This window comes from Nitrosomonas sp. Is35, assembly GCF_033063295.1.
Classification (GTDB): domain Bacteria; phylum Pseudomonadota; class Gammaproteobacteria; order Burkholderiales; family Nitrosomonadaceae; genus Nitrosomonas.
Genome location: NZ_JAWJZH010000001.1, coordinates 229,804 through 255,809, shown reverse-complemented (window position 1 = coordinate 255,809; position 26,006 = coordinate 229,804). Strand labels below are relative to the sequence as shown.

Genomic DNA, 26,006 nt, shown 5'->3' with positions numbered 1-26,006 from the left:
ATTCTCCTCACAACTCAAGCTAAAAGAACGATACTGCATAGACTTACTATGCTTTTGATTTTTGCGGGCGCTTCCATCCAGTAATGCTGACTTGCTTCGATCTGGACAAGGTAAGCTGATTCTCTGGAGTTTCTTTAGTGATAGTAGATCCAGCACCGATAGTCGACCCTTTTGAAATCTTAACGGGCGCAATCAACTGTGTATCGGATCCGATGAACACATCATCTTCAATGACTGTTCGATATTTGTTTGCGCCATCATAATTACAAGTAATTGTTCCAGCGCCAATATTGACATTTTCCCCTACGGTGGAATCACCAATATAACTTAAGTGATTCGCTTTACTTCCTGCTGCAATCTGACTATTTTTGACTTCGACAAAATTTCCGATATGCACTTTCTGTGCTAGCCGTGTTCCTGGCCGGATGCGCGCATATGGACCGATCTTACCATCTTCTCCAATTTCGGCTTCTTCAATCAGGCAGAAGGGATGAATAATACTCCCTGACGCAACTGTTACATTTCTTAATATGCAATGCGCGCCTATACGGACGGAATCGCCCAGCGTCACAGTTCCTTCAAAAATACAATTAACATCGATTTCAACATCAGTACCGCAGCTCAGTTCACCCCGTATGTCTATGCGATTGGGATCGAGTAAGCTGACCCCTTCTTCCAATAGCTTCTCAGCGCGGTTTTTTTGGTGAACACGCTCAAGCTCGGCCAGCTGATGCTTGTTATTAACACCCATGACTTCCCAGAAATTGTCCGCTTGTGACGATGCGACATATATACCATCTTTTACCGCCATTGCTATGATGTCGGTCAAGTAATATTCGCGCTGTGTATTTTTGTTTTCAAGCTTTGGCAGCCATTGATGCAAATGCTGATTAGGTATAAGCATTATTCCGGTATTAACCTCACGGATACTCTGCTGTTCTGCAGTGGCATCCTTTTGCTCAACGATTGCAACAACTTCGCCGGTTTCCCGATTACGCAAAATCCTGCCGTAGCCAAAAGGATCATCGATTATTGCAGTTAATAGCGCACAGTTTTTTTCTCCTGCCGCTGCGATTAACTGTTGCAAAGTTTGAATCTGAACCAATGGCACATCACCATACAAAACCAGCGTGAATCCATTGGTATTCAATTGCGGCAAGACTTGCATGAGCGCATGTCCGGTGCCTAATTGTTGCGCCTGCAACACCCATGTCAAATCATCGTCGGTGATCGACTGTTTTACTTGGTCGCTGCCATGACCTATAACAACACAGATTTTGTCAGGCGAGAGCATGCGTGCTGTGTTAATGACATGCATTAGCAGTGGACGCCCCGCCAAAGTATGTAACACCTTAGGAAGTGTTGATTGCATACGCTTTCCAGCACCGGCTGCCAGTATCACTACATTAAGCTTGGACACGATAATCTACTTATGAAATGAAGTTTTCAATGGATTCTAACTAAATGCGCCATAAATGAACAACAAATGCAGTCAAATCTCCTCGTCGATTTGATGTAATCCAGCGCATTATCTTTTACTGCTTACAATCTAGTTATTGTAACCAGATCAATGTTTGATAAATAGATACAAAAAAGGCGACTTATGTCGCCTTTTTCATCATTAGAACTTATGACTTACAATCAATGACCGCGTTTTCTTAGTTTATCAATTGCCGCTAATTGTGCCATCGCTTCTATCAGCTCGGCCTGCGCTTTAGCGTAATCCAGTTCGGATTCTCGATTTTTCATTGCTTCTTCAGCAGCCCGCTTCGCTTCGAGCGCTTTAGCTTCGTCAAGATCGTGACTACGTACTGCAGTATCCGCCAATATCGTCACCACATCAGGTTGGACTTCCAGCATTCCACCCGATACATAGATTAATTCTTCTTCTTTAAGTTGCGCTTTGATCCGCACCATCCCAGATTTTATTCTTGTCAGCATCGGTGTATGGCGCGGATAAATACCTACTTCACCCATTTGCGCCGGCGCCACCAAGAATTCAACGGGACCGGAATAAATAGATTCTTCAGCACTAACGATATCAAGATGAAATATGGTACCCATCACTATTTCCTCTTGGTTTATTGAAGTGTTTTCGCTTTCTCAACAGCTTCTTCGATACTACCGACCATATAGAATGCTTGTTCAGGTAAATCATCATATTCACCTTCGACAATTCCCTTAAAGCCTTTAATCGTATCTTTAAGAGAAACATATTTTCCTGGTGAACCGGTAAATACCTCAGCTACGTTAAACGGTTGAGATAAGAACCGCTGAATCTTACGCGCGCGGCTAACTGCCAGCTTATCTTCCGGTGATAACTCGTCCATTCCCAGAATCGCGATAATGTCTCGCAATTCTTTATAACGTTGCAATGTCTGCTGCACAGCACGAGCAGTATTGTAGTGGTCCTCACCAACAACTTGCGGATCTAACTGACGAGATGTGGAGTCAAGAGGATCGACAGCCGGATAAATTCCCAACGATGCGATATCACGCGACAACACAACGGTCGCATCCAAGTGTCCAAATGTTGTTGCTGGAGATGGATCGGTCAAATCATCCGCTGGTACATAAACAGCTTGAATAGATGTAATTGAACCTGTTTTAGTCGATGTGATACGTTCTTGCAATCGCCCCATTTCCTCTGCTAGTGTCGGTTGATACCCCACTGCAGATGGCATACGTCCTAGCAAAGCTGAAACCTCTGTTCCAGCCAGTGTATAGCGGTAGATATTATCAACGAAGAACAACACATCTTTGCCTTCGTCACGAAATGATTCTGCCATTGTCAGTCCGGTTAGCGCAACGCGGAGACGGTTTCCAGGTGGCTCATTCATTTGCCCATAAACCAATGCCACTTTATCCAGAACCTTCGATTCTTTCATCTCATGATAAAAGTCGTTTCCTTCACGCGTGCGTTCCCCAACGCCTGCAAATACTGAATATCCGCTGTGCTCAATCGCAATATTGCGAATCAATTCCATCATGTTGACGGTTTTACCAACACCTGCACCGCCAAACAATCCTACTTTCCCGCCCTTAGCGAATGGACAGATTAAATCAATCACTTTAATGCCGGTTTCCAGCAATTCGGTTGATGCCGATAATTCATCAAACGCAGGTGCTTCACGATGGATTGACATTTGTTGATCAGCACCGATATCACCCATTTCATCAATGGGGCGGCCCAAAACATCCATAATTCTTCCCAGCGTTTTGGTTCCAACAGGCACGGTAATCTGCTTACCGGTATTTTGCACTACCATTCCACGGCGTAATCCGTCAGAAGATCCCAATGCAATGGTACGCACCACGCCATCACCAAGCTGCTGTTGCACTTCTAGCGTAAGCTCGGAGCCTTCCATAATTAATGCATCATATACCTTTGGCAGAGATTCGCGCGAAAACTCCACATCAATCACCGCACCAATACACTGAACAATTTTTCCTTGACTCATCGTTGTTCCCTAGACTCTATATTCAAAAATGTTTTAAACAGCTGCAGCGCCACCGACGATCTCGGATAGCTCTTTCGTAATTGCTGCTTGTCGAGACTTGTTATAAATTAATGTCAGTTCATCAATAACATTGCCCGCATTGTCCGATGCAGCTTTCATCGCCACCATCCTGGCAGATTGCTCCGAAGCCATATTTTCTGCTACTGCTTGATATATCAATGCTTCTACATAGCGCACCATGATATCATCAATGACAGGCTTTGCTTCTGGCTCGTAAATATAATCCCATGCCGCTTTAGATTTATCGCCATCTTGTTCGCTACTTTGCATACGATCATCAGTCAGCGGAAGCAATTGTTCCATCACAGGCTCTTGCTTCATGGTATTAATAAAACGATTATAAAAAATGTACACTCGATCAAACTGATCTTGAGTATAACCATCAAGTACCACTTTTACGGCGCCGATGAGCCTTGATATATCTGGAGTATCACCTAGATTTACTACTTGCGAAGTGATACTTGCACCAACTCTGCTCATAAAACCTAAGCCTTTGTTGCCGATACAGCAGACTTCGATTTGCTCTCCTTCTGCTTTCCAGGTCTTCATCTGATTCAGAGCTTTGCGTAAGACGTTGGTATTTAACCCGCCGCACAGGCCTTTATCCGAAGTCACGACGATGACGCCAATTCGTTTAACGGTATCACGCGCAATCAAAAAAGGATGCCGATATTCGGTATTTGCCCGGCTCATATGAGCAGCCACATTCCGTATCTTCTCACCATAGGGACGGGCTTTTTTCATACGATCTTGAGCTTTACGCATTTTCGACGCTGCGACCATTTCCATGGCCCGCGTAATCTTCTGTGTATTTTTTACACTCTTTATCTTATTGCGGATTTCTCTGCTGCCGGCCATTTGCTTAATAGGTTCCGTTTTGCTTGAATTCTTGAATCGCAGCGGTCAATTCTTTTTCTGTTTCCGCATTGAGCTCTTTACTTTTCTCAATTTTGTCAAGAATTGCAGCATGTTGACCGCGTATATAGTTTTTTAACGCAGATTCAAACGCAAGTGCTCTATTCACTTCAACATCGTCAAAGTAGCCATTGTTGATTGCGAATAGTGTAAGCGCCATCTCTGATACGCTGAGCGTCGCATACTGAGGCTGCTTCATCAACTCTGTTGCCATCTTTCCACGTTCAAGCTGTTTGCGAGTCGCTTCATCTAAGTCCGATGCAAATTGTGCGAAAGCTGCCAATTCACGATATTGCGCCAATGCCAGCCGTATACCGCCCCCCAATTTCTTAATGACCTTCGTTTGAGCTGCACCGCCCACACGAGAAACCGATACCCCTGCATTAATTGCAGGACGTATACCAGCGTTGAACAAGTCTGTTTCAAGAAATATCTGCCCGTCAGTAATTGAAATTACGTTCGTTGGCACAAATGCTGTCACGTCACCAGCTTGTGTTTCAATAATCGGTAGCGCTGTCAAAGAACCTGTTTTACCTTTTACCGCACCATTTGTTGCTTTCTCGACATAGGCAGCACTTACTCTCGCCGCTCTTTCCAGCAAACGCGAATGGAGATAAAACACATCACCCGGATAGGCTTCGCGGCCTGGTGGCCGACGCAGCAGCAAGGATATTTGACGATAAGCCCAAGCTTGTTTAGTTAAATCATCGTATACAATCAGTGCATCCTGGCCTTTATCACGGAAATATTCACCCATGGTACACCCAGAATAAGGTGCGATAAATTGCATTGCCGCTGACTCTGATGCTGTTGCAGCCACAACAATGGTATATTCCATGGCGCCATGTTCTTCCAGTTTGCGCACCACGTTGGCAATCGAAGAGGCTTTCTGCCCGATTGCCACGTAAATACACAGCATGTTCTGGCCTTTTTGATTGAGAATCGCATCTATCGCTACAGCAGTCTTACCTGTTTGGCGATCACCGATAATTAACTCACGCTGTCCACGCCCAACCGGAACCATCGAATCGACAGACTTCAGTCCGGTTTGTACGGGTTGATCTACGGATTGCCGCCAGATTACACCCGGTGCAATTTTTTCGATCGGCTCAGATTTCGCCGCTGTAATTGGACCCTTACCATCAATCGGTTGCCCCAGCGCATTCACTACACGGCCCAGCAAGCCTTCACCTACGGGTACCTCTAAAATACGCCCAGTACACTTGACTGTATCGCCTTCGCATATGTGTTCATACGAACCCATAATAACGGCGCCCACGGAATCACGCTCCAGATTCAGCGCCAAACCGAAAGTATTGCCAGGAAATTCCAACATCTCACCCTGCATCACGTCGGATAAGCCGTGTATACGAACAATACCGTCTGTTACAGAAACAATCGTTCCTTGTGTACGAACCTCTGCCGTATCAACAAGTCCTTCTATCCTTTTTTTAATCAGCTCACTGATTTCGGATGGGTTTAACTGCATTTCATTTAACTCCTAGCTTTTAAGGGCAATGGCCATAGCTTCAAGCTTACCGCGTACCGAGGCATCTAGAATCTCATCACCAATCTCAACTTTTATACCACCAATTAACTCTGGATCAACACTTACCTGAGCCTCTATTTTGCGCTTAAATTTTTGTTCCAGATCATCAACTAATTTTTTTAATTGCTTACCTTCCAATGCGAAAGCACTGGCTATTTTTGCCTCAAGAACACCCTCATGCTGCGCTTTCAACTGCTCAAATAACTGACTAATCTGCGGCAATATTGATATCCGTTTATTCTCTGCCAGCAACATCACTAGATTACGAGCTTCGGAATTAAATTTACTCTTTCCGATCTCTAGAAATATTTCGCCAAGTTGTTTTGCTGAAATTATTGGATTACCGATCAGTGATCTCATATCATTATCTTCAGCAATCATTCCAGCTAGCTGCAATATTTTTGACCACTGCGACAAACTATCGTTAGCAACAGCATGCTTATACACTGCTTCCGCATAGGGTCGCGCAACTGTAATCGCTTCAGCCATTATTTCAAATCTTCCTCAATTGCAATCAGTATATCCGCATGTGCTTTAGCATCAACTTCCCGGCGTAATATTTTCTCTGCACCAGCAATTGCTAACTGAGCAGCATGCTGACGCAAAGCTTCTTTTGCGCTGAATACCTCATGCGAAATATCTGCTTTAGCACCCGTTATAATACGATCGCCTTCTTCTTTTGCGGTTCGCTTAGCTTCCTCGACGATTTCGGTAGCTCGTTTTTCAGCCTGCAGAATGATTTCCGAAGCACGTTGTTTCGCTTCTTTCAACACATCAGATGAGCGCTGACTGGCTAACTCCAATTCATGACGGCCACGCTCTCCGGCAGCCAAACCATCGGCTATCGTTTTCTGACGTTCTTCTATCGCGCGCAGCAGTGGTGGCCACACAAACTTGACCGTGAACCAAATAAATACCGAGAAGGCTATCGCCTGAGAAATTAAAGTAAAGTTAATATTCATGACAAGCCTGTAATTTCCGATCTAAACAACAACAGCATTGTTATTGAATCACTGCCAACAATGGGTTTCCAAATGCAAACAGCATAGCCAGACCAACAGCAATAATAAAAGACGCGTCAGTTAAACCCAGCAGAAGAAACACTTTACCTTGCAGAGTCGGTATCATTTCCGGTTGACGTGCTGCACCTTCAAGAAAACGGCTACACATCACACCCACACCAATACACGCGCCTGCCGCACCAAGTCCGATCATCAAACCAATACCTATTCCGGTGTACGCCTGAATCATTGCCAAAAACTGCAAATTCTCCATTTTAATTTCCTTTTGTTAAGATTAATAATATGTTACTAGATGAGCTCTATAAAATTTAATTTAGTGAGATTCGTGCGCCATTGATATATAAACCACTGTCAGCATCATAAAAATAAATGCCTGCAAGGTTACGATCAATATATGAAATATCGCCCAACCAGCGCCTAAAATCGAACCAAAAATTGTGCCCGATACTCCTGTAGCTGCCCACATGCCGAGCAACAGAAAAATTATCTCGCCCGCATAAATATTTCCAAAAAGCCGCAGCGAATGAGACAAAGGCTTGGACACATACTCGATAAAATTAAATAATAAATTCAGTATCCAAAGCAGGGGATTTTTCCCAAATGGCGTACAGAACAACTCATGCATCCACCCGCCGAATCCCTTAACCTTGAGATTAAAGAAAATCATCAAAAACCATATTGAAAGCGCCAGCGCAAAAGTTGTATTGACATCCGTTGTAGGCACAATCTTCCAATTATGCAATCCAAATACATTTTCCGTGATCCAAGCCATGATATCGATTGGCAGTATATCCATGGCATTCATCATCAAAACCCATATGAAAATGGTCAATGCCAAAGGCGCAACCAGCACATGCCGGTTACCATGAAATGTATTTTTTACTTCGTTATCAATAAACTCGACCGCAAGCTCAACAAATGCCTGGCTTTTAGAAGGCACACCTGGCGTAGCTTTACGCACAATCAACCAGATAAAACCAAAACTGATAACACCGAGGATTACGGATGTGATCAAGGTATCAATGTGCAATACCCAAAAAGAACCTTCACTGACTTGTGTTGTTAAATAGGTTAAATGATGATCAATATATGATGTTGGAGTAAGTTCTGTTCCCGATGCCATGCGTGCCTACTTTACTTTTATAAATTTATCTTACTTCGTATCGTCCGATACCAACAATGCCATGCTATAAGCCAAAACTGTCAGGATAAATGTTCCGATAAACGCGAAAGCGTTTACATCTTCATAAAATTTAAACACTACCCATAACAAAATGACGGTTAATATTATTTTTACCGATTCTGCTCTTAGTGCGGTTCTGACCGTTTCTCCTGCGGTATAACCTTTATGATGAGAAACGATGATTGCATACGCTGCCGAGGAAATCACACTTATGCTTCCTCCCAATGCTGCTGAAATCGCACTTTGCACGCCAAGAAAAATCCCTATAGCAACTGCCACCACCAGCGTTATCAGCAACTGCACGCGCAAAACAATCTTGAGCGGCCTATTCTTAATCCAAGACATGTTCACCACCTGCCCTTGGAAAGACAGCTTTACCCGTACTTAAAAAAGCCGTGACTATAGCTTAATTACCCAGCCCAGTCAATGCGAAATTCCGGTTAACCAACATTCGGGAATCTTTCAAAGTCTTTCAAAAATAGCAGCAATCCCTTGCCCGCCACCGATGCACATTGTAACCAGCGCATATCGCCCGCCGCTACGTTGCAGCTCGTAAATCGCCTTGATTGCCAAAACACTTCCCGTCGCTCCGATGGGATGACCTAACGCCACGGCACCACCATTCGGATTGGTTTTCTCCGGATCAAACTGCAATTCCTTTGCCACTGCGCAAGCCTGCACAGCAAACGCTTCATTGGATTCAATGACATCCATATCTGATATTTTAAGACCGGCGCGCCGCAACGCATTCTGAACTGCTGGAACCGGGCCAATGCCCATAAATTTAGGATCAACGCCGGCATGACCGTACGAAACCAGCCGCGCCATCGGATGAAGGTTACGCTTTTGCGCCACTTCCCCCTCCATCAACACCAATGCCGCTGCACAATCGTTAATGCCGGAAGCGTTACCCGCTGTCACTGTGCCATCTTTCTGAAAAACCGGACGTAATTTAGCCAAGCTTTCGATACTCACATTTTCACGCGGATGCTCATCGGTATCGAAAATAACGGTTTTTTTATGCTCAATCACTTCCACAGGCACTATCTGCTCTTTGAAATGACCATTCTTAATCGCCCGTAGCGCACGCCGATGACTTTCCACGGCAAATGCATCCTGCTCTTCCCGGCTAATCTGCCACTGCGCAGCGATATTTTCCGCGGTAACTCCCATATGCACAGTATCAAAGGGATCGGTTAACGCGCCCACCATCATATCCACAGTGCCGCCGTCGTTCATGCGCTGACCCCAGCGCAAAGCAGGCAACAAATAACCGCCACGGCTCATGGATTCGGCTCCGCCCGCAATGGCCACATCGGTATCGTTGAGTAATATATTCTGACTGGCTGAAATAATGGCTTGCAAGCCGCTTCCGCACAGCCGGTTTACCGTCAGTGCGGCAGTATGTTGCGGCAAACCGCCATTGATACCAGCCACGCGCGCAAGATACATATCACGCGCTTCACCGTGTATGACATTGCCAAAAACCAGGTGTCCGGCTTCATTAGGATCAATCCCAGCACGCAAGACTGCCTCACGAACCACTTTAGCCGCCAGATCAACGGGCGCAACTTGCTTTAACGCACCGCCGTAATCGCCTATCGCCGTGCGCACACCGCTTAGAATAACAACTTCACGCATGGATTTTCCTCTGTGGATAGTGATGGGAAACTAGCGCTCAGCAAACCCAGTCAATTGCATTGCAACTCAACATTTCCCCAATAACTCTTCTAACGCAGTTATCACCCGCCGGGATTCGTTTTGCATTTCTGCCAGCAACTCAGCAGCACTGCTGAGCTCATTTTTATCGCCATACTCTTCCAATTGCCGGCAAATATCAGCAAGCAATTCAGCACCCACATTTGACGCGCTGGACTTCAAAGTATGCGCCGCTTTGACCAATGCATCGCTATCCGCAGCTTGAATAGCATGCTCAATCCGCATCTGAAATACGGGCGCGGACGACAAATAAATGGTGATCAGTTTTTTTATAAACCCGGTTCCACCTTCGGGATCCATTTGCCGCCAGGTATTGAGTTTATCTAAATTGAGAACTGAGTCGCTCATCGATTCTTTGAATTATCTAAATGAGGATGCTTATTGAATTACGCGGCACTTCTCCGAGATGATGTACCAGCACGGCGGGCGAGAAGATTAAGCTTAATTAGCACGATCCATGATCAATTAAGCCAGAAGCCTTCATGCACAATCAGGCAATCGCTGAGCAGACTATCTGTTAAAACAGAATCGCCCGCTCAGTTAGTCCGGTTGCTTATTTCTTCACGAAATCAACCAGCTTCTGATACGTAAACATATAGTCTTGCGCTTGCAACGGTGTGTGGCATTGCACACAGTTCAAATCGTTGCTTTTGGCGGTGCCATCGGGATTGTAAACAGCAAATCCCCAATCTCCGGTGCGATTTTCCTTTGGAAAGGATGCATCCCAATTATTCCTGTTTTCCATCACCGCAACCGCAGCCAGCGAATCGATCTCAAAGAGTCCGTCGCTACCGGCTACAGGCTTACCATCCGCGCCTTTTTTAGGAGTATAGATTTCCATCACCAAAACGCCACCGGGAGCGCTTTTATTTCCTTGCTTATAGCCGGAAATCGCGGCTTCGTTGGCATACAACTTAGCTACCTGGGTTTGATTCGCACGATTCATGGTGCCGTATTGCGTGAAAGTTTTGCTATAGCCTTCAGGAAACTTAACGTGCTCAGGATCTCCGCCAGCATAGGCATACACTGAGGTTATCGCGAATACTGCGGCCATTGCTTTCAACGTATATTTCATGTTTTCTCTCCTTTTTAGAATATTCCTGGATAAAACAAGGTTTGGATCGCTATCATACCGCATTGCACGGAGAAAATTGCTGGCATGAAAAATGTCTTTTATCGCGCAAGATCCAGAACCAATTGGATAGACAAATAAATAACCAGCCACGTAACCGCCAGATGGATCGTAAAGCTGACAGGCTTTTCTTTAACTGCATCAAAGAAGGTTCTATTTCCCCCCTCCTGCTTCAGACGCGCATATTCCGCCCGCATTCTGACTGTCCGCTCGTTTTGATAAGCATCCAGCAGTGCGCGTGCCTGCTCAAACTGGCCGTCATCCTTGAGCCATATCGCCGGCATCGATACCCCCCAATTTCCCGCCGAAGTTTCATAAAAGTCAATTGCATGGCTGGCTAACAATTCGCGCACATCGCGCGCTTCATCGTCGGGAACGCCATTAAGCCTGAATATAATTTTTGCCATGAATAGCCTTCGATTATGTTATTTTCTGTTGTGAAAAGCTGATCAGCCGCAATTGATGCTATCGTTGCATTGAATTCATTGTCAAGCTTCAAGAAATAGAAATACCCATTACAAGTTGATCTGAATAAATGAAAAAAACCATATTAATCACAGGATGTTCCAGCGGAATTGGTTACTGCGTTGCCAAGGGATTGCAGGAACGCGGTTACCGCGTATTTGCCACAGCCAGAAGACACGCTAGCGTAGAAAAACTGCTGGCCGAAGGACTGGAAAGCTTCCGTCTGGATTTGAACGATTCCAATTCGATTCATTTTGCTTTTGAAGAAACCATGCGCCGCACCGGCGGGGAATTGTATGCGCTATTCAACAATGGCGCTTACGGCTTACCGGGCGCCGTCGAAGACTTGAACCGCGACGCCCTGCGCGCGCAATTTGAAACCAATGTGTTCGGCTGGCAGGAATTAACCAATCTTGCGATACCGGTGATGCGCCGCCAGGGATACGGACGGATCATCCAGAATAGTTCGGTGCTCGGCTTCGTCGCCCTGCCTTTCCGCGGTGCTTACAACGCCTCCAAATATGCCATCGAAGGCTTGAGCGATACGCTACGGCTGGAACTCAAAGGCAGCAATGTGTTCGTCAGCCTGATCGAACCGGGACCGATCGCCAGCCAGTTCCGGATGAACGCCGTCCAAGCGCTGCAAAAATACATCGACATCGAAAACAGCTTTCACCGGGAGAAGTACCAAGGCGTACTAAGCCGTCTGAACAAACCGGGACCGGCTGTTCCCTTCACACTGCCGCCGGAGGCCGTGCTCAAACGCGTGATTCACGCGCTTGAAGCCGGAAAACCGCAAGCGCGTTACTATGTGACGGTTCCAACGTATCTGTTCTGCATCCTCAAACGCATTCTCAGCACGCGCGCGCTGGATTTCTTATTGGCAAAATCCGGGAATAACAACTAACAGGCGGAATCAAGCCTGGGGAATCAAGGTTTGGCCGTGGCAGCTACGCACGACTCCATGATTTTCCAGGCAATATTGGCAAAGAAGGGATCGCCGCGCAAGGATGCGGTAACCTTTGTATCATCAGCTTGCTGCAGCAACAAAGCGAAAGCATAAACCGGCTTGTCATTGTCACTGCGCTGCGCGGTGGACTGAATTTCCAGCGCCGGATTGCCATAGATCAAAATCGCATCGGGATTTGAAGGCGCGTAAGTCGCGATGGCGTTGCGCAGATAGCGGGTATCGTAGGCATGAATCTCCGATGCATGCATATCCGGATATTGGCGGTTTTTGAATTGCAGCGGCCGCAGAAACGACCGCCCGTCGGATTGTAATTTTGCCACCACGCACGCCGCGAGCGCGGCATGCTCTCCGGCAAATTGCTCTTCGCTGCGTTGCGTCTTATCGGTCGCGCCATTTAGATTCGCGCATGCCGCCAGGATAAATACGGTTAAAACGGCAATCCATCGCTGCATGGCAATACTCCCGGGAATCAGCGCGCTATCGATTGAACGCAGCTGAAGGGTTACAAAATCTTACCCGCCAAAATAGACATACGGTTTCATCGGCTCGGCGGCTTCCTTAAAACGCTTACGCTCTTCCAAGTTCTGTTTTTTATCCCACCATACGCTCCGCGCGGCCAAACGTTTTTCTTCCACTTGCGGATTCTTTTCCAGAAATTCACGCATAAATTTGGTGTGTTCAGATTCGTAGTTATAATCCATGACTTACCTCGTGCACTAAAATTACAAAAAACGAACTTTAGCACAGACCTGATTTTCGATACAGCCCCGGCTTCTATCTTCCAGTCCGCACGCAAACAAACCGCCGCAGTGCAACGATGTTAAAATAACAGCGTTACCGCCAATCTCCCATTAAACCAACCTTCACTTTTCCTGATGCTCGTTCTCGGTATTGAAACTTCCTGCGATGAAACCGGCATCGCGCTCTACGACACCGGACGCGGTCTGCTGAGTCATACGTTGTATTCGCAAATCGCCATGCACAGCGAATATGGCGGCGTGGTGCCGGAACTGGCGTCGCGCGATCATATCCGGCGCGTGCTGCCATTGATCCAACAAGCATTGCGGGATGCCCAATGCCAGCTGCACGACATTGAAGCAATTGCCTACACGCAAGGCCCCGGCTTGGCAGGTGCATTGCTGGTCGGCGCCAGCATTGGCGCGGCGATGAGTTTTGCGCTGAATATCCCGGCGCTCGGTATCCACCATTTGGAAGGCCATTTGCTGTCGCCGTTGCTATCCACCCCGGCACCGGCCTTTCCGTTCGTCGCCCTGCTGGTATCGGGCGGACACACCCAGTTGATGCAAGTCGACGCTGTCGGTCATTACAAATTACTGGGCGAAACCGTCGACGACGCCGCCGGTGAAGCGTTCGACAAAACCGCCAAGTTATTGGGATTAGGCTATCCCGGCGGTGCGGCTTTATCGAAACTCGCCCGGCAAGGACGGCCCAGGCAATTCAAACTGCCGCGCCCCATGCTTAACAGCGGCGATCTGAATTTCAGTTTCAGCGGCCTGAAAACCGCAGTGCTGACTTTGCTCAACAAGCAGGAAATCACCGATCAAATCCGCGCCGATATCGCACTGGCGTTTCAGGAAGCCGTAGTGGATGTACTGACGGAAAAATCGCTGGCCGCATTGGCGCAAACCGGGCTGAAGCAACTGGTAGTCGCCGGAGGTGTCGGTGCGAACGAACAACTGCGCCGCAATCTCAGCGGCAAAGCCGCAGCCAGAGGCGCCACAGTGTTTTATCCGGAACTGGAATTCTGTACCGACAATGGCGCCATGATCGCGTTCGCCGGTGCCATGCGTTTACAAGCGATGCCGGAATCCGCCCGGCAACCGGCCAGCAGCTTCACCGTCAACGCGCGCTGGAATTTGGAAATGCTGGAAACGCCCGAAACGTGATGAGACTACTCAGGGGATTTTTTCTCGCCGATACGGCCTTCCTTGCCCGCCAGCAAGTTCACAATATTCGACCGGTGGCGCCAGATCAGCAGCAATGACATCGCCGAAACCGCCAGCGTCCCGGCTTCAAAGCCCAACAGAGCGACACTATACAGCGGCGCCAAAACCGCCGCGATCAAGGCCGACAACGACGAAATGCGCCAGGTGAACGCAACCGCCAGCCAGGTCGCCATTGCCAGCAATCCCAGCCACACATTCAAACCGAGCAATACGCCGACCGCAGTCGCCACGCCTTTACCACCTTGGAAACGCAAAAACACCGGGAACACATGCCCGAGAAACACCGCCAGCGCCGCCACGGCCACCGCTTCGTCACCCAATCCCCACAGCGGCGCATAGGTTTGCGCCAGAAACACCGCCAGCCAGCCTTTCCCGGCGTCGCCGAGCAAGGTCAGCACCGCCGCGGCTTTCTTGCCGCTGCGCAGCACATTGGTCGCGCCGGGATTTTTTGAACCGTAAGTGCGCGGATCGGGCAATTTAAAAATCCAACTGGAAATCAGCGCAAACGACACGGAGCCCAGCAAATAAGCCAGCACGGCAAATAACAATAACGTCATCGGATTAGCACCACCTGGAAAAAATAGACTAGAATCCGGTATCGCCCGCTTTCAAAAGCTTCCGGCCATACCCGAACAATCCGCACATTTTAGCGCTTAATCATTCATGGATATTATTTTTCTGCACGACTTCAAAGCCAAAACGCTGATCGGCGTGTACCCGTGGGAGCGCATCGTGCCGCAAACCATCCAGCTCGACCTGGAAATCGCCCTGCCCAGCAGCCGCGCGTGCCAGACGGACAACATCGAAGACGCGCTCGATTACGCGCTGATCGTCGACCGCATCAACGACATTCTCACCAACAAACACTTCTCACTGCTGGAAGCGCTGGCCGAACATATCGCGCAAACCATCCTGAGCGAATTTCACGCGCCGTGGGTCAAGGTCAGCGTAGCGAAGTTGGGTATTATTCGTGGGGTAAAAAAACTGGGAATTTGTATCGAGCGAAAATCTGACACCAGACAAACCTCATAGAATCAGCCATTAATCTCAAGTTGTAAGCAGTCAAAAACGAATTTCTACCCAAATATCCATCTCGCCACAGAATTACCATATAATTCCTACGGTTTTTCCATTGTTAACAAGATCCTTATTGTAAATAAAGAACTTTACGTCAACGGAATCTTGTTTATTGGCGTTAAGGCAGCGCAGCTTATTTGAAATTTCTCAATCGGTAATTCAACTTTTTAGGAAAACAAAAAAAATGGCAACCATAACAGGGGACGACACTAGTGACTCGCTCGTAGGAACGGATTCAAACGACACCATCACCGCGAAAGGAGGCAACGACACCATCAATGGAATGGGTGGTGGTGATGACTTACGTGGCGGCTTAGGCGATGACACCTATGAGTTTTCCGGTAATTTTTCACCTTCGGGTAGTTTCGATCGAATATGGGAACTGGCTGGTGAAGGAAGTGACACCATACATATCTTAAGTGACATCCCCGCCTCTTCAGTACGCATTGTCGGCAGAAGTGTATATTTTGATGGCGATAGCGTCCAAATTATTGCCGGTAGCTACGGTACGATTCATTTAAATAGTCAACTGGCCGAGGCAAAAGTTGAATGGCTGCAATTAGGTGATAGCGCTCCCATTTCCCTTACCGGCGGTCTCACCATGACGGGCGATTCATCTTCTGAGGATATTAAGGGAACTAAATTCAACGACACCATCAATGGAATGGGTGGTGGTGATGACTTACGTGGCGGCTTAGGCGATGACACCTATGAGTTTTCCGGTAATTTTTCACCTTCGGGTAGTTTCGATCGAATATGGGAACTGGCTGGTGAAGGAAGTGACACCATACATATCTTAAGTGACATCCCCGCTTCTTCAGTACGCATTGTCGGCAGAAGTGTATATTTTGATGGCGATAGCGTCCAAATTATTGCCGGTAGCTACGGTACGATTCATTTAAATAGTCAACTGGCCGAGGCAAAAGTTGAATGGCTGCAATTAGGTGATAGCGCTCCCATTTCCCTTACCGGCGGTCTCACCATGACAGGTGATTCTTCTATCGAAGAAATTAAAGGAACTAAATTCAACGACACCATCAATGGCATGGGTGGTGGTGATGACTTACGTGGCGGCTTAGGCGATGACACCTATGAGTTTTCCGGTAATTTTTCACCTTCGGGCAGTTTTGATCGAATATGGGAACTGGCTGGTGAAGGAAGTGACACCATACATATCTTAAGTGACATCCCCGCTTCTACCGTACGCATTGTCGGTAGAAGTGTATATTTTGATGGCGATAGCGTCCAAATCATTGCAGATGGGTATGGCACGATACACTTAAATAGCCAACTAACCGAAGCAAAAGTCGAATGGCTGCAGTTAGGTGATAGCGCTCCCATTTCCCTTACCGGCGGTCTCACCATGACGGGGGATTCATCTTCTGAAAGTATTAAAGGAACTAAATTTAACGACATCATCAATGGCATGGGCGGCAGCGATAGCTTATATGGTGGATCAGGTGATGATGTTTATATCGTAAATAATGCAGGGGTTGCAATCTTCGAAGACTTGCCTAATGGTAACGACACTGTCAACAGTACCATCACATACACGCTAAGTGCTAATTTAGAAACCCTGAATTTGGTGGGTACAGAGACTATCAATGGTACCGGTAATGACCTTGACAATAACCTGACTGGCAATTCGGCGGATAATCTTCTTGATGGCGGGTTAGGCAAAGACATCATGTCAGGAGGACTTGGCAATGACACTTACGTTATCGATAACATCGACGATGTTGTCACTGAAAAACCAGACGAAGGCACGGATACCGTAAATAGCGGTATAACTTATGCGCTATTGCCAGATTTTGAGAACCTGACTTTAACAGGTACTACAACCATCAACGGTACTGGAAATTCATTGAATAATATCCTCATCGGTAATTCAGCAGCTAATGAGTTGAATGGTGGAGAAGGTGATGACAATCTTAGTGCCGGCGCAGGAAATGATACTCTCCAAGCAGGGTTCGGTCATGATGATTTAACGGGTGGAGACGGTAAGGATGCCTTTGTCTTCTATTCACCCGGAGATTTTGTAGTACATGATTTTAAAAAATCAGATGATTTATTAAAATTTGACTCAGCAACAACCGGGCTGCACGATCTTGAAAGTTTATTGGGAGTAATCACGCACATCGACGATACCCCCGAAGGCGTCGCGGTTCATTTTGTATATGATATCGCTTCAATTACATTGATTGGCATACATCCAGCTGATTTAACAGCCAGTATGGTTGAGTTCTCTTAAGTTATCTTGATTCTAAGCATTACGATTTTTTTGAAATACCGATAACACCGCTTATTCATTATTCTGAATAAGCGGTGGCAAAGGTGAGAAGTTTAAAAATTTATACTGTATTAGGGTCTGTTAACACAATCTGATTGCTTCGACGATGAGAGCGAAGTGGATAAAGGAGATGAAGACGACATCGAGCTTATCGAACCTGGAGAAGATGCGGCGAAATCCCTTGAGCCTTCTGAACAATCGTTCGATCTCGTTGCGTTTTTTGTACATGGCACGGTTGTATTCCCAGGGTGACAAGCGATTTGCTTTGGGCGGAACAACCGGGATGTAACCCAAATCTAGTGCCAGTTGCCGGGTTTGGTCGCCCTCATAAGCACGATCCATCAGCAGGTAGGTGGGCGTATTGACGGGACCGAGGGAAAGCAAAAGCTGCCTGCCCTCTGGCGCATCGTGGGCGTGACCGGGCGAGAGGGCAAAGCTTATGGTTGTTCTGGAATCTGCGGCAACCAGATGAATTTTGGTGGTCCATCCACCTCGAGATTTTCCGATGGATTGGGGGCCGTTTTTTTTAACGCACCCGTACCGTCGGGATGGACTTTGATGCTGGTGCTGTCCAGCGAAACAGTTTCAATACGGATACGGATGATTTGCTGATGCTGAAGTTGCCCAAATACATGGCTCAGTACACCACTCTTTGCCCAGCGATTCATGCGGGTATAGATGGTATGCCAGTTGCCGAATCGCTTGGGCAGTCCTCGCCACTTGCAGCCATGCTCGGCAACGTAAAGAATGGCACTGAGAACTTGCAGATTGGAATGGCTGACGTTGCCACGCTGACGCGGCAGGCAGTGCTCGATCTGTTGATATTGAGTTTCGGTGATTTCCATCACCAAATTATATCAAATAGCGTTAACAGGCCCTAGTAAAATGGCGACATTTGAACTGCTATTTAAAGAAGCACGGAATACAATCTCACCAGTATCGCTAAACCACGATGATTGCCCTCCTGCGGTTGATAAAGTCACAGCTTTGGTAGGAAAAAGATCAATGTCTCTGAGAATATATTCTACGTTGTTTATGGAACACTTCATGCCGTCCTGGGCAATCAATCTGGGCCGTTCGGTACCGGTTCCGCGCCACATGGCAAAAACACTGCGTCTTTCTAGCGCATTAGCAGAGTAACCAGTAAAAACATATTGCTCGGCGTTGTTGATGGCACGATTTGAAAAAATATTGTAATACCAGCTCGGATCGAAACCGGGTGGTTGATCATTCTTAGCTGCAATCGTAGTCAGTTGTGTAGCTCCCGTTCCTTTCGGATCGTCATATGGTTGTATTTCCCTCGGCTTTCCGGCTAACAATACATCCAAACCGTTTGCAATAACGGGAAGCATCGAATAGCCAAAATTAGCAAAATTAGAGTCAAGAAAAATTGCAGGAAAAATTAAATTATCTGATTTTTCTTTTAACCCCTCTCCACCTAAAAGTAATAATCTTGGTTCATTCAAACCATTTTTAATCCATATACTATTATTTGTAGATCTGGAAGAGGTAATTTGAATCAATTTCGCAGTAAAAATGATTTCATCCTGATCGTTAATTTTTGGCGGGGATTCGGTCAAACTTACCCCGAATACTGCGTCCGGCATTCCAGGCACCGGATCGCCATCCGCTACAAGCAGTTCTGTCTTTCCATTGCTCCATTTAAATACACCGCCTGAAAAGCATTTCTTTTTGTCTCCACTATAAAGCGTTGCATTAAAAACTACATTCCCCGTTTGATTGATACCTACTGAACCAGGAACATAAACAGCAAGAGAGAAATAGTTGCAATCTCCTATCGTTGTGGAAATGCGTTCAATTTTCTCGAAATCCCAAAACCATAACGCAGCTCCAGCAGTAGTCATACCGCCTAACACAACTCCAGCGTCCGAAATGGCAAGCGGGGTAACTTCACCAACAACTGTTCCCGGTGGAAAACCAGGTGCCGGATCGGCCGCTTTTAAAATTCCTTGCGTAACACCATTGCGGTAAACCAATGCAGTATTGCGAGTAATTGCTCCTTTCAATGTTGCTGAAAAGGCAACCGCTCCTGAGCGACTTATTAAAAATGAACTCGATACATCACTAAAAAACACATTCCCGGGAAAACCGGCAATCGTGTCATTTTCCTTGATGATCGCCTCCAGATCCCCAGGCAGTCCTGCCCAAGCCGCCTTTGTATAAGCTCTTCCATCAAAAGCTAACCCTGCAAAAGCGACATGACCTGACGGTCCGATGACCGGTTCCTGCAAATTCTTATAACTAAAATGCGATGGAAAACCTGCTGCAGTCTGGTCAACTTTGGCAACCAGCTTGATGTCGGCACCAACGGGTGCAGCAAGAAAGAAACTCGCCAATCCGATTATTTTTATAAGATTTCTTAACTTCATATATCTCCTTATAGTTATAGTTATTGAAAACAAAAAATCATTTAAAGAAAACTTAAGCAAGGTAACTCACTGGATCGCATTTTCCCGCCGCCGCGAACCCCGCTTTACGAATCCGGCAGGAATCACAGACGCCGCAAGCGTGTCCCATTTCATCCGCTTGATAGCACGAAACCGTCAAGCTGAAATCCACACCCAAGGCCAGTCCGGCTTTGATGATTTCTTTTTTGGACAAATGCATCAGTGGCGTATGAATAGTAAGTTTCTTGCCTTCAATTCCTGCTTTGGTCGCTAGATTCGCCATTTTCTCGAAGGCTTGAATATATTCCGGGCGGCAATCCGGGTAGCCGGAATAATCGACGGCGTTCACGCCCACAAAAATATCCTGGCATTGCAGCGTTTCCGCCCAGGCCAGCGCCAGTGACAGCATGATGGTATTTCTGGCCGGTACATAGGTAACCGGAATGTCCGTTTCTGCTCCACTTGTTGGCACTTCGATGGTCTGATCGGTCAGCGCTGATCCGCCAAAAGCGGTGAGATCCAGCTTAATAATTTGATGCGCAACCGCCCCCAATGATTGCGCGACTTTGCGCGCTGCAACCAATTCCGACCGGTGCCTCTGGCCGTAATCGATACTCAACGCATAGCATTGATAACCCTGGTCGCGTGCAATCGCCAAGGCCGTTGCGGAATCGAGACCGCCGGAGAGTAATACCACCGCTTTCTTCATGATTTAATCCAGCCAGAAAAACACTAAAAACTTCACCGCCCCGGCCCCTCGCCCCACAGCAGCTTATGCAATTGAACCTGCATCCGGACAGGCAATTCATCGCGCAATATCCAAGACGCCAATTGGGCGGGATCGAGGCTTTCATAAACGGGGGAAAAAAGGATCGGACATATCGGCTGTAATTGGCTGCTGCGAATAATCTCACAAGCCCATTGGTAATCGGCCTCGTCGCACAGTACAAACTTGATTTCGTCCTGCGGTGTCAGGTATTCGAGATTACGCCAGTTATTTTTGGAGACTTCACCCGAACCGGGTGTTTTGATATCCATGATCTTGGATACTCGCGTATCGACATGAGATAAATCGAGCGCGCCGCTGGTCTCCAGCGATACGGAATAATGCGCATCGCATAACGCTGTCAGCAAAACCAGGCATGCCTTCTGCGCCAATGGCTCGCCGCCGGTGACGGTCACATAGCGCGTTTTATACCGGGCTACCTGACGCAGTATCTCCGCGATCGATAGGTTCTCACCGCCGCTAAAAGCATACGCAGTGTCGCAGTAGCCACAGCGTAACGGGCATCCCGTCAGGCGTACAAACACGGTCGGCAAGCCAATTCTGCTGGTTTCGCCTTGTAAGGAAAAGAAAATCTCACTGATACGCAAGACTGTTGTCTCTAACGCTTGCATGATGTTGGATCGCTTGGAGAAAAAGACCGATTATATTGCTTTGCAGGTAATGCGGGAAACTACGATTGAACAGCTAGGGGTAAAACTGGGCGTTTATTTGATGTTAGCCAGACGTTGTTTGGCTTTTTTGGCGGCATCGCTCTGCGGGTATTTTGCCAGCAAATTTTCCAGGGTTTGCTTGCTTGCCTTGCTATCGCCCATTTCCAGTTGACTGGAAGCGATGTTCAAAAATGCATCCGGCACTTTGTTGCTGGCGGGGTAATTGCTGATCAATTTTCTTTGCGCATCGATCGCTAATTGATAATCGCGCAGAGCATAGCGCGCATTGCCGATCCAATAAGCAGCACCCGGCGCTAAATTGGATTGCGGGTAATTTTCCAGGAAGCTCTCAAATTGCGCGATTGCATTAGCGTATTCACCGTTCTTGAACAAATCAAACGCTGCTTTATAAGCACCACTTTCTGTAGTTCCCGGTGGAGTCAGCTCATTCGCGGCTACCGCAGCGGAATCCTGAGTCGCGGAAGCATCCGCGGCTTCGGATGACGGCGATTCCGGTATTACCGTATCGGCATCTAGCGGAGGCGCGGCGGCGGCTTGTTCGCTTGGTGAAGGTGAAGGTGAAGGCGCAGCCGCGCTGCCGGGTGCGCCTTTGTTGGGCTCAAAGTGAGAAGAAGGGGATCGCTTTTGAGGAGATTGCTGTTCGATCTGGCGCAGGCGATTATCCAGATCAATATAGAAATCCCGCTGCCGTTTTTGTAACAGCGCATTATCGTTACCCAGCATTTCTATTTGTCCGTTGAGCTTTCCCAATTCCTGTTCCAGCGTTTCAACTTTTGAATAAAGCTCGAGTAAAGCCTGGCTGTTCAGCGCCTCTTCCATCTTGGCAATACGCGCTTCCATTTCTTTCACTTGTTTACGTAATGCGTTAATCTGCTCGCGTGCCTCATCATCGCCAAACAATGCGGCATAACTGACATTACAGCTCAGCAATACCAGCAGAAGGAAAGCGCGTATCAGCATGTTTATTCACCCCGGTACAGGATGTCGGTGCGGCGGTTTTGACTCCACACCGATTCACCGTGCCCCAGCGCGCGCGGTTTTTCTTCGCCCAAGCTAACCGATTCAATTTGCGCATCACGGGCACCGGCTAAAGTCATCATGTTTTTGACGCTATCGGCGCGGCGTTGACCCAAAGCCAGGTTGTATTCACGGCTGCCGCGGTCATCGGTATTTCCTTGCAAGATTACGCTGGCGCTGGCGTTGTCGCGTAAGAACCGGGCGTGTGACAGCACCAGTTCGCGGTATTCGCCTTTGACGCTATAGCTATCGTAGTCATAATAAACGCTGCGTTGCGACAGGATACTGTTCGGATCATTCAGCTGACTGAAATAGCCCGGTCTGCCTGAGCCGGATCCGCCCAAATCGCTGCCGCCCAAACCGGCGCCAGCGCCCGAGCCTGCGGTAAGATCATCTACTTCGGGTTGCGTTGTTTGACTGGCGCACGCTGACAACAAAACAATCAATGAAATACCTAATAGTTTTCTCATTTATAACTCCTTTAAAATAAAAATATTACTTCCAAGTTGGTAAGGGCCCCCAGGCCGGTTCCCGGATATCGCCGGTCTGTACTGTCAGATGCTGCCTCGTCTGCCCATCCCTGGAAACAGCGGATAATATACCATGCCCGTTAATCTCGGTTGCATACAAGATCATCTTGCCATTGGGGGCAAAACTGGGCGATTCGTCGAATTTGGAGTTTGTCAGTATCTGCACTTGGCGCGAACCGATATCCTGCACCGCGACATTGAATTGGCCATTGTTACGGTGGATGAAAGTGAAGCTTTTACCGTCCTGACTATAATCCGGGCTGACATTGTAGCTGCCCTCGAAAGTGAGCCGATCGGCATTGCCGGATTCCGAGCTCCCTACCGCCATGCGATAAACTTGGGGACTGCCGCCACGGTCGGAGGTAAACAAAATATACCTTCCGTCCGGTGAAAAATTGGGTTCCGTATCGATCCCGGAACTTCGGCTCAACCTTTGCAAACCGCTTCCATCGGCATTCACCAGAAAAATTTGCGATCCGCCTTGGCCGGTCAACACCACAGCCAATCGTTTACCATCGGGCGACCATGCCGGTGCGCTGTTGCTGCCTTTGAAGCTGGCAACCGCTCTGCGTTCCCGGGTTGCCAATGTTTGCACATAGACAATTGGTTTTTTATTTTCAAAAGAAACGTAGGCCAATTGTTTGCCGTCAGGCGACCATGCCGGTGAAATAATCGGTTCGGTATATTCAATGATCGATTGCGCGTTATAGCCATCCGCATCGGCCACCTGCAAGGCATACTTGTTACCGCGTTTCAATACATAAGCGATTCGCGTGCTGAAAACACCCACATCGCCGGTCAATGCTTCATAAATGACATCCGCAATCCGATGCGCCGCAGCGCGCAATTGTGACGTGGTAACCGTGATCGCCAATCCGGTCAGTTGCGATTTTTTAGCCACATCCATCAAACGGAACTGTATTTCCACCTGATCGCCGGATACAGCAGCCACGCGGCCGATCACCAATGCATTGGCGCCACGGTTGGCCCAGTCGGAATACACGACTTCCACCGGCGCATGCGGCGATAACCCTGCGGGATCAACCAGTCTGAACAATCCGGTGCGTTGCAAATCGGCGCCAATGACCGCCGTGATGCTTTGCTGCAGCTTATTTTCATCGGCGAATGGAACGATCGCAATCGGAATACGGGATGCGCCACCGCCAAAAATTTCGATGTTCAGCTGCGCATGCGAGTGTGCGCTGATCAAGCATAAAAGCAAAATCCATGCGACACGAATAGATTGAAACCAATTAATTGACATAGGCATTAAATTTTCAAAAAACAAAAAATTACCGGCTGATTATAACAATCATTCACGATAATGCACGGTAATATTCAGGTTGCGAAACTCGTTAAACAGTGCAGGATCAGGCGGTAACGGCAGCGGTTTGGATAAGAAGATCGCCCGCTCCACCGCGCTGTCAAAAGCGGCGTGTCCGCTGCTTTTACTGAGCCTGACATCGAGAATGTCCCCGCCTGGCAGCAACGTGACACTGAACTCGGCGACCGGATTACCGGGCAGGTCCGGCGGCATCACGATTCTGCTTCGGATTTTGGCAAGAATCAGCGCCTTATATTTGCCGATCTCACTCGTCACCTGATTCCTTGCCGCAGCCTGCTGCGCGGCGCGTTGCGCTTCCGCTTCGCGCTGTGCCTTGGCTTCCTGCTCACGTTGCCGTTGCGCCGCCAGTTCTTTTTCTTTCTGTTTCTGTAATTCCTTCTGTTTCTCCTGCGCTTTCTGTTTCTCGGCTTCCTTTTGCTTCGCTATTTCTTGTTGTTTTTCCAGCTCTTTCTGCTGTTCGACATCTTTTCGCTTCTCTAAGTCTTTCTTTTTCTCAAGTTCTTTCTTCTTCTCCAGCTCTTTTTGTTTTTCCAGTTCTTTTAATCTTTCCTGCTCTTTAATTTTTTCCTGTTCTTTTTTCTTTTGCGCTTCCACATCCGGTTTTTCCTTGACCGGCTCCGGTTTCTCCTTCATCGCAATATCCGGTTTTCTGACCGGTGGCGTAACCGCCGCTTTTTGCGGCTCAGGTTTAGCAGGTTCCGGTTTCGGCGGTTCGGGCTTAGGCGGCTCGGGTTTAACCGGTTCCGGTTTGGGGGGCTCTGGCTCGAGTTTCACAGGCTCGGGGACCGGTTTAGGCTGCTTCGGCGGCGCTTGCGTTTTTACCGGTTCCTGCACCGGTTTAGGCAATTCGGTCCAGATATCGACCATCATCCCTTCCGGCGGATGATCTTTCCAGCTCACACCAAAAACCAGTAATGCAATAAACAGCAGATGCACCAGCACCGCCAGCACACCTGCCAATAATGATTTTGGTTCTGAATGGGGAGAATTGCGCGGGTCGCTCGAACTCATGAGCAATCGTTATTTCTGTTGAGCCAGCAAACCGACTTTCTGTACCTGGTTCTGCTGCAGAATATCCATCACTTTGATGACTTCTTCATAGCGTACATTTTTGTCTGCGGCGATGACTACCGGTTGCTCGGCATTTTGCGCTTGTTTTTGCTTGATCGCTTCGATCAGCTGATTGCGATCCACTTTCTGCTCCGTGGCCGACTTGGCCCGATCGCGCAGTGTCAGGCTGCCATCCGCCTTAATGATTACTTCCAGCGGCGCCACCGGTGCCGCCAGCGATTTGCCGATTTGCGGCAATTCAATCTGGCCGTGGTTAATCATCGGCGCCGTGATCATAAAAATGATCAGCAACACCAGCATCACATCAATGTAGGGCACCACATTGATCTCATTCACCAATTTATGCTTGGCACGACGCGCCATAACA

Annotated in this window: 30 protein-coding genes; 4 read left to right on the top strand and 26 right to left on the bottom strand. The window is 47.8% G+C overall.

Translation table 11 applies throughout. The features are described from left to right. Positions 1-46 precede the first annotated feature (46 nt). From glmU to R2083_RS01185, 14 genes are all read right to left on the bottom strand, one after another. A complete protein-coding gene (gene glmU / locus R2083_RS01250) occupies positions 47-1,420 on the bottom strand; it encodes a bifunctional UDP-N-acetylglucosamine diphosphorylase/glucosamine-1-phosphate N-acetyltransferase GlmU (protein WP_317537251.1) in 1,374 nt (457 codons plus the stop codon). Positions 1,421-1,641: 221 nt separating this feature from the next. Then, positions 1,642-2,064, bottom strand: coding sequence for a F0F1 ATP synthase subunit epsilon (locus tag R2083_RS01245; RefSeq protein ID WP_160818001.1), 423 nt, complete (start codon positions 2,062-2,064; stop codon positions 1,642-1,644). A 17-nt stretch (positions 2,065-2,081) separates the two neighbouring features. Next, on the bottom strand, positions 2,082-3,461 hold the full coding sequence (gene atpD / locus R2083_RS01240) for a F0F1 ATP synthase subunit beta (RefSeq protein ID WP_317529744.1): 1,380 nt from the start codon (positions 3,459-3,461) through the stop codon (positions 2,082-2,084). A gap of 33 nt (positions 3,462-3,494) precedes the next feature. Then, complete coding sequence (gene atpG, locus R2083_RS01235; protein ID WP_317529743.1) at positions 3,495-4,379, bottom strand: F0F1 ATP synthase subunit gamma; 885 nt, start codon at positions 4,377-4,379, stop codon at positions 3,495-3,497. Between the two features lie 4 nt (positions 4,380-4,383). Beyond that, positions 4,384-5,925: a F0F1 ATP synthase subunit alpha gene (gene atpA, locus R2083_RS01230; RefSeq protein WP_121166184.1), complete on the bottom strand. Its 1,542-nt coding sequence runs from the start codon at positions 5,923-5,925 to the stop codon at positions 4,384-4,386. A gap of 12 nt (positions 5,926-5,937) precedes the next feature. Then, positions 5,938-6,474, bottom strand: coding sequence for a F0F1 ATP synthase subunit delta (locus R2083_RS01225; protein ID WP_132427143.1), 537 nt, complete (start codon positions 6,472-6,474; stop codon positions 5,938-5,940). Next, positions 6,474-6,947, bottom strand: coding sequence for a F0F1 ATP synthase subunit B (locus tag R2083_RS01220; protein WP_132427145.1), 474 nt, complete (start codon positions 6,945-6,947; stop codon positions 6,474-6,476). The genes R2083_RS01225 and R2083_RS01220 overlap by 1 nt, the downstream gene beginning before the upstream one ends. A 40-nt stretch (positions 6,948-6,987) precedes the next feature. Beyond that, on the bottom strand, positions 6,988-7,260 hold the full coding sequence (gene atpE / locus R2083_RS01215) for a F0F1 ATP synthase subunit C (RefSeq protein WP_046848906.1): 273 nt from the start codon (positions 7,258-7,260) through the stop codon (positions 6,988-6,990). A 60-nt stretch (positions 7,261-7,320) separates the two neighbouring features. Beyond that, complete coding sequence (gene atpB, locus R2083_RS01210; protein WP_108697669.1) at positions 7,321-8,130, bottom strand: F0F1 ATP synthase subunit A; 810 nt, start codon at positions 8,128-8,130, stop codon at positions 7,321-7,323. Positions 8,131-8,160: 30 nt separating this feature from the next. Beyond that, a complete protein-coding gene (locus R2083_RS01205) occupies positions 8,161-8,535 on the bottom strand; it encodes an ATP synthase subunit I (RefSeq protein WP_317537250.1) in 375 nt (124 codons plus the stop codon). Between the two features lie 117 nt (positions 8,536-8,652). After that, positions 8,653-9,831 (bottom strand): acetyl-CoA C-acyltransferase family protein, encoded by a 1,179-nt coding sequence (locus tag R2083_RS01200; RefSeq protein WP_317537249.1) that lies wholly within the window; start codon positions 9,829-9,831, stop codon positions 8,653-8,655. Positions 9,832-9,897: 66 nt separating this feature from the next. Beyond that, a complete protein-coding gene (locus R2083_RS01195) occupies positions 9,898-10,257 on the bottom strand; it encodes an Hpt domain-containing protein (protein ID WP_317529740.1) in 360 nt (119 codons plus the stop codon). 205 nt (positions 10,258-10,462) lie between these two features. Further along, positions 10,463-10,984, bottom strand: coding sequence for a cytochrome P460 family protein (locus tag R2083_RS01190; RefSeq protein ID WP_317529739.1), 522 nt, complete (start codon positions 10,982-10,984; stop codon positions 10,463-10,465). Between the two features lie 98 nt (positions 10,985-11,082). Beyond that, positions 11,083-11,448, bottom strand: a complete 366-nt coding sequence (locus tag R2083_RS01185; RefSeq protein ID WP_317529738.1) for a DUF6164 family protein — start codon at positions 11,446-11,448, stop codon at positions 11,083-11,085. A gap of 128 nt (positions 11,449-11,576) precedes the next feature. Between R2083_RS01185 and R2083_RS01180 the strand changes: the two genes are divergently transcribed. Then, positions 11,577-12,413, top strand: a complete 837-nt coding sequence (locus R2083_RS01180; protein WP_317537248.1) for an SDR family oxidoreductase — start codon at positions 11,577-11,579, stop codon at positions 12,411-12,413. A 23-nt stretch (positions 12,414-12,436) separates the two neighbouring features. Here R2083_RS01180 and R2083_RS01175 read toward each other — a convergent pair whose 3' ends face one another. Together R2083_RS01175 and R2083_RS01170 are read right to left on the bottom strand one after the other, a co-directional pair. Continuing rightward, positions 12,437-12,928, bottom strand: coding sequence for a hypothetical protein (locus R2083_RS01175; RefSeq protein WP_317537247.1), 492 nt, complete (start codon positions 12,926-12,928; stop codon positions 12,437-12,439). Between the two features lie 60 nt (positions 12,929-12,988). After that, a complete protein-coding gene (locus R2083_RS01170; RefSeq protein WP_090317792.1) occupies positions 12,989-13,177 on the bottom strand; it encodes a DUF3460 family protein in 189 nt (62 codons plus the stop codon). A gap of 174 nt (positions 13,178-13,351) precedes the next feature. Here R2083_RS01170 and tsaD point away from each other — a divergent pair, with 174 nt between their 5' ends. After that, a complete protein-coding gene (tsaD, locus tag R2083_RS01165) occupies positions 13,352-14,383 on the top strand; it encodes a tRNA (adenosine(37)-N6)-threonylcarbamoyltransferase complex transferase subunit TsaD (protein ID WP_317537246.1) in 1,032 nt (343 codons plus the stop codon). A gap of 5 nt (positions 14,384-14,388) precedes the next feature. Here the strand turns inward: tsaD and plsY are convergent, their stop codons facing one another. Then, complete coding sequence (gene plsY, locus R2083_RS01160; protein WP_317537245.1) at positions 14,389-15,000, bottom strand: glycerol-3-phosphate 1-O-acyltransferase PlsY; 612 nt, start codon at positions 14,998-15,000, stop codon at positions 14,389-14,391. 106 nt (positions 15,001-15,106) lie between these two features. Between plsY and folB the strand changes: the two genes are divergently transcribed. Then, positions 15,107-15,475 carry a dihydroneopterin aldolase gene (gene folB / locus R2083_RS01155; protein ID WP_317537244.1) on the top strand — a complete coding sequence of 123 codons (369 nt, stop codon included), beginning with the start codon at positions 15,107-15,109 and terminating at the stop codon, positions 15,473-15,475. Positions 15,476-15,704: 229 nt separating this feature from the next. Further along, positions 15,705-17,771, top strand: coding sequence for a calcium-binding protein (locus tag R2083_RS01150; protein WP_317537243.1), 2,067 nt, complete (start codon positions 15,705-15,707; stop codon positions 17,769-17,771). 120 nt (positions 17,772-17,891) lie between these two features. On the opposite strand, the gene R2083_RS01145 is transcribed toward R2083_RS01150, so the two are convergent. From R2083_RS01145 to tolR, 9 genes are all read right to left on the bottom strand, one after another. Beyond that, positions 17,892-18,655 (bottom strand): IS5 family transposase gene (locus R2083_RS01145; RefSeq protein WP_317537242.1). Its coding sequence is split into 2 segments (ribosomal slippage): positions 17,892-18,340 and positions 18,340-18,655, totalling 765 coding nucleotides; the frame shifts between segments, so codons are not numbered across the junction. Between the two features lie 12 nt (positions 18,656-18,667). Then, on the bottom strand, positions 18,668-20,200 hold the full coding sequence (locus R2083_RS01140) for a hypothetical protein (RefSeq protein ID WP_317537241.1): 1,533 nt from the start codon (positions 20,198-20,200) through the stop codon (positions 18,668-18,670). A gap of 52 nt (positions 20,201-20,252) precedes the next feature. Continuing rightward, complete coding sequence (queC, locus tag R2083_RS01135) at positions 20,253-20,927, bottom strand: 7-cyano-7-deazaguanine synthase QueC (RefSeq protein ID WP_317537240.1); 675 nt, start codon at positions 20,925-20,927, stop codon at positions 20,253-20,255. A 32-nt stretch (positions 20,928-20,959) separates the two neighbouring features. Continuing rightward, a complete protein-coding gene (queE, locus tag R2083_RS01130) occupies positions 20,960-21,616 on the bottom strand; it encodes a 7-carboxy-7-deazaguanine synthase QueE (RefSeq protein WP_317529726.1) in 657 nt (218 codons plus the stop codon). Positions 21,617-21,709: 93 nt separating this feature from the next. Further along, positions 21,710-22,636, bottom strand: a complete 927-nt coding sequence (gene ybgF, locus R2083_RS01125) for a tol-pal system protein YbgF (RefSeq protein ID WP_317537239.1) — start codon at positions 22,634-22,636, stop codon at positions 21,710-21,712. A 2-nt stretch (positions 22,637-22,638) separates the two neighbouring features. Next, on the bottom strand, positions 22,639-23,163 hold the full coding sequence (gene pal / locus R2083_RS01120) for a peptidoglycan-associated lipoprotein Pal (protein ID WP_317537238.1): 525 nt from the start codon (positions 23,161-23,163) through the stop codon (positions 22,639-22,641). Between the two features lie 25 nt (positions 23,164-23,188). Next, positions 23,189-24,487: a Tol-Pal system beta propeller repeat protein TolB gene (gene tolB / locus R2083_RS01115; protein WP_317538960.1), complete on the bottom strand. Its 1,299-nt coding sequence runs from the start codon at positions 24,485-24,487 to the stop codon at positions 23,189-23,191. Between the two features lie 48 nt (positions 24,488-24,535). Further along, on the bottom strand, positions 24,536-25,579 hold the full coding sequence (gene tolA, locus R2083_RS01110) for a cell envelope integrity protein TolA (RefSeq protein WP_317537237.1): 1,044 nt from the start codon (positions 25,577-25,579) through the stop codon (positions 24,536-24,538). A 9-nt stretch (positions 25,580-25,588) separates the two neighbouring features. After that, positions 25,589-26,002 carry a protein TolR gene (gene tolR / locus R2083_RS01105; protein ID WP_317529721.1) on the bottom strand — a complete coding sequence of 138 codons (414 nt, stop codon included), beginning with the start codon at positions 26,000-26,002 and terminating at the stop codon, positions 25,589-25,591. Positions 26,003-26,006 lie beyond the last annotated feature (4 nt).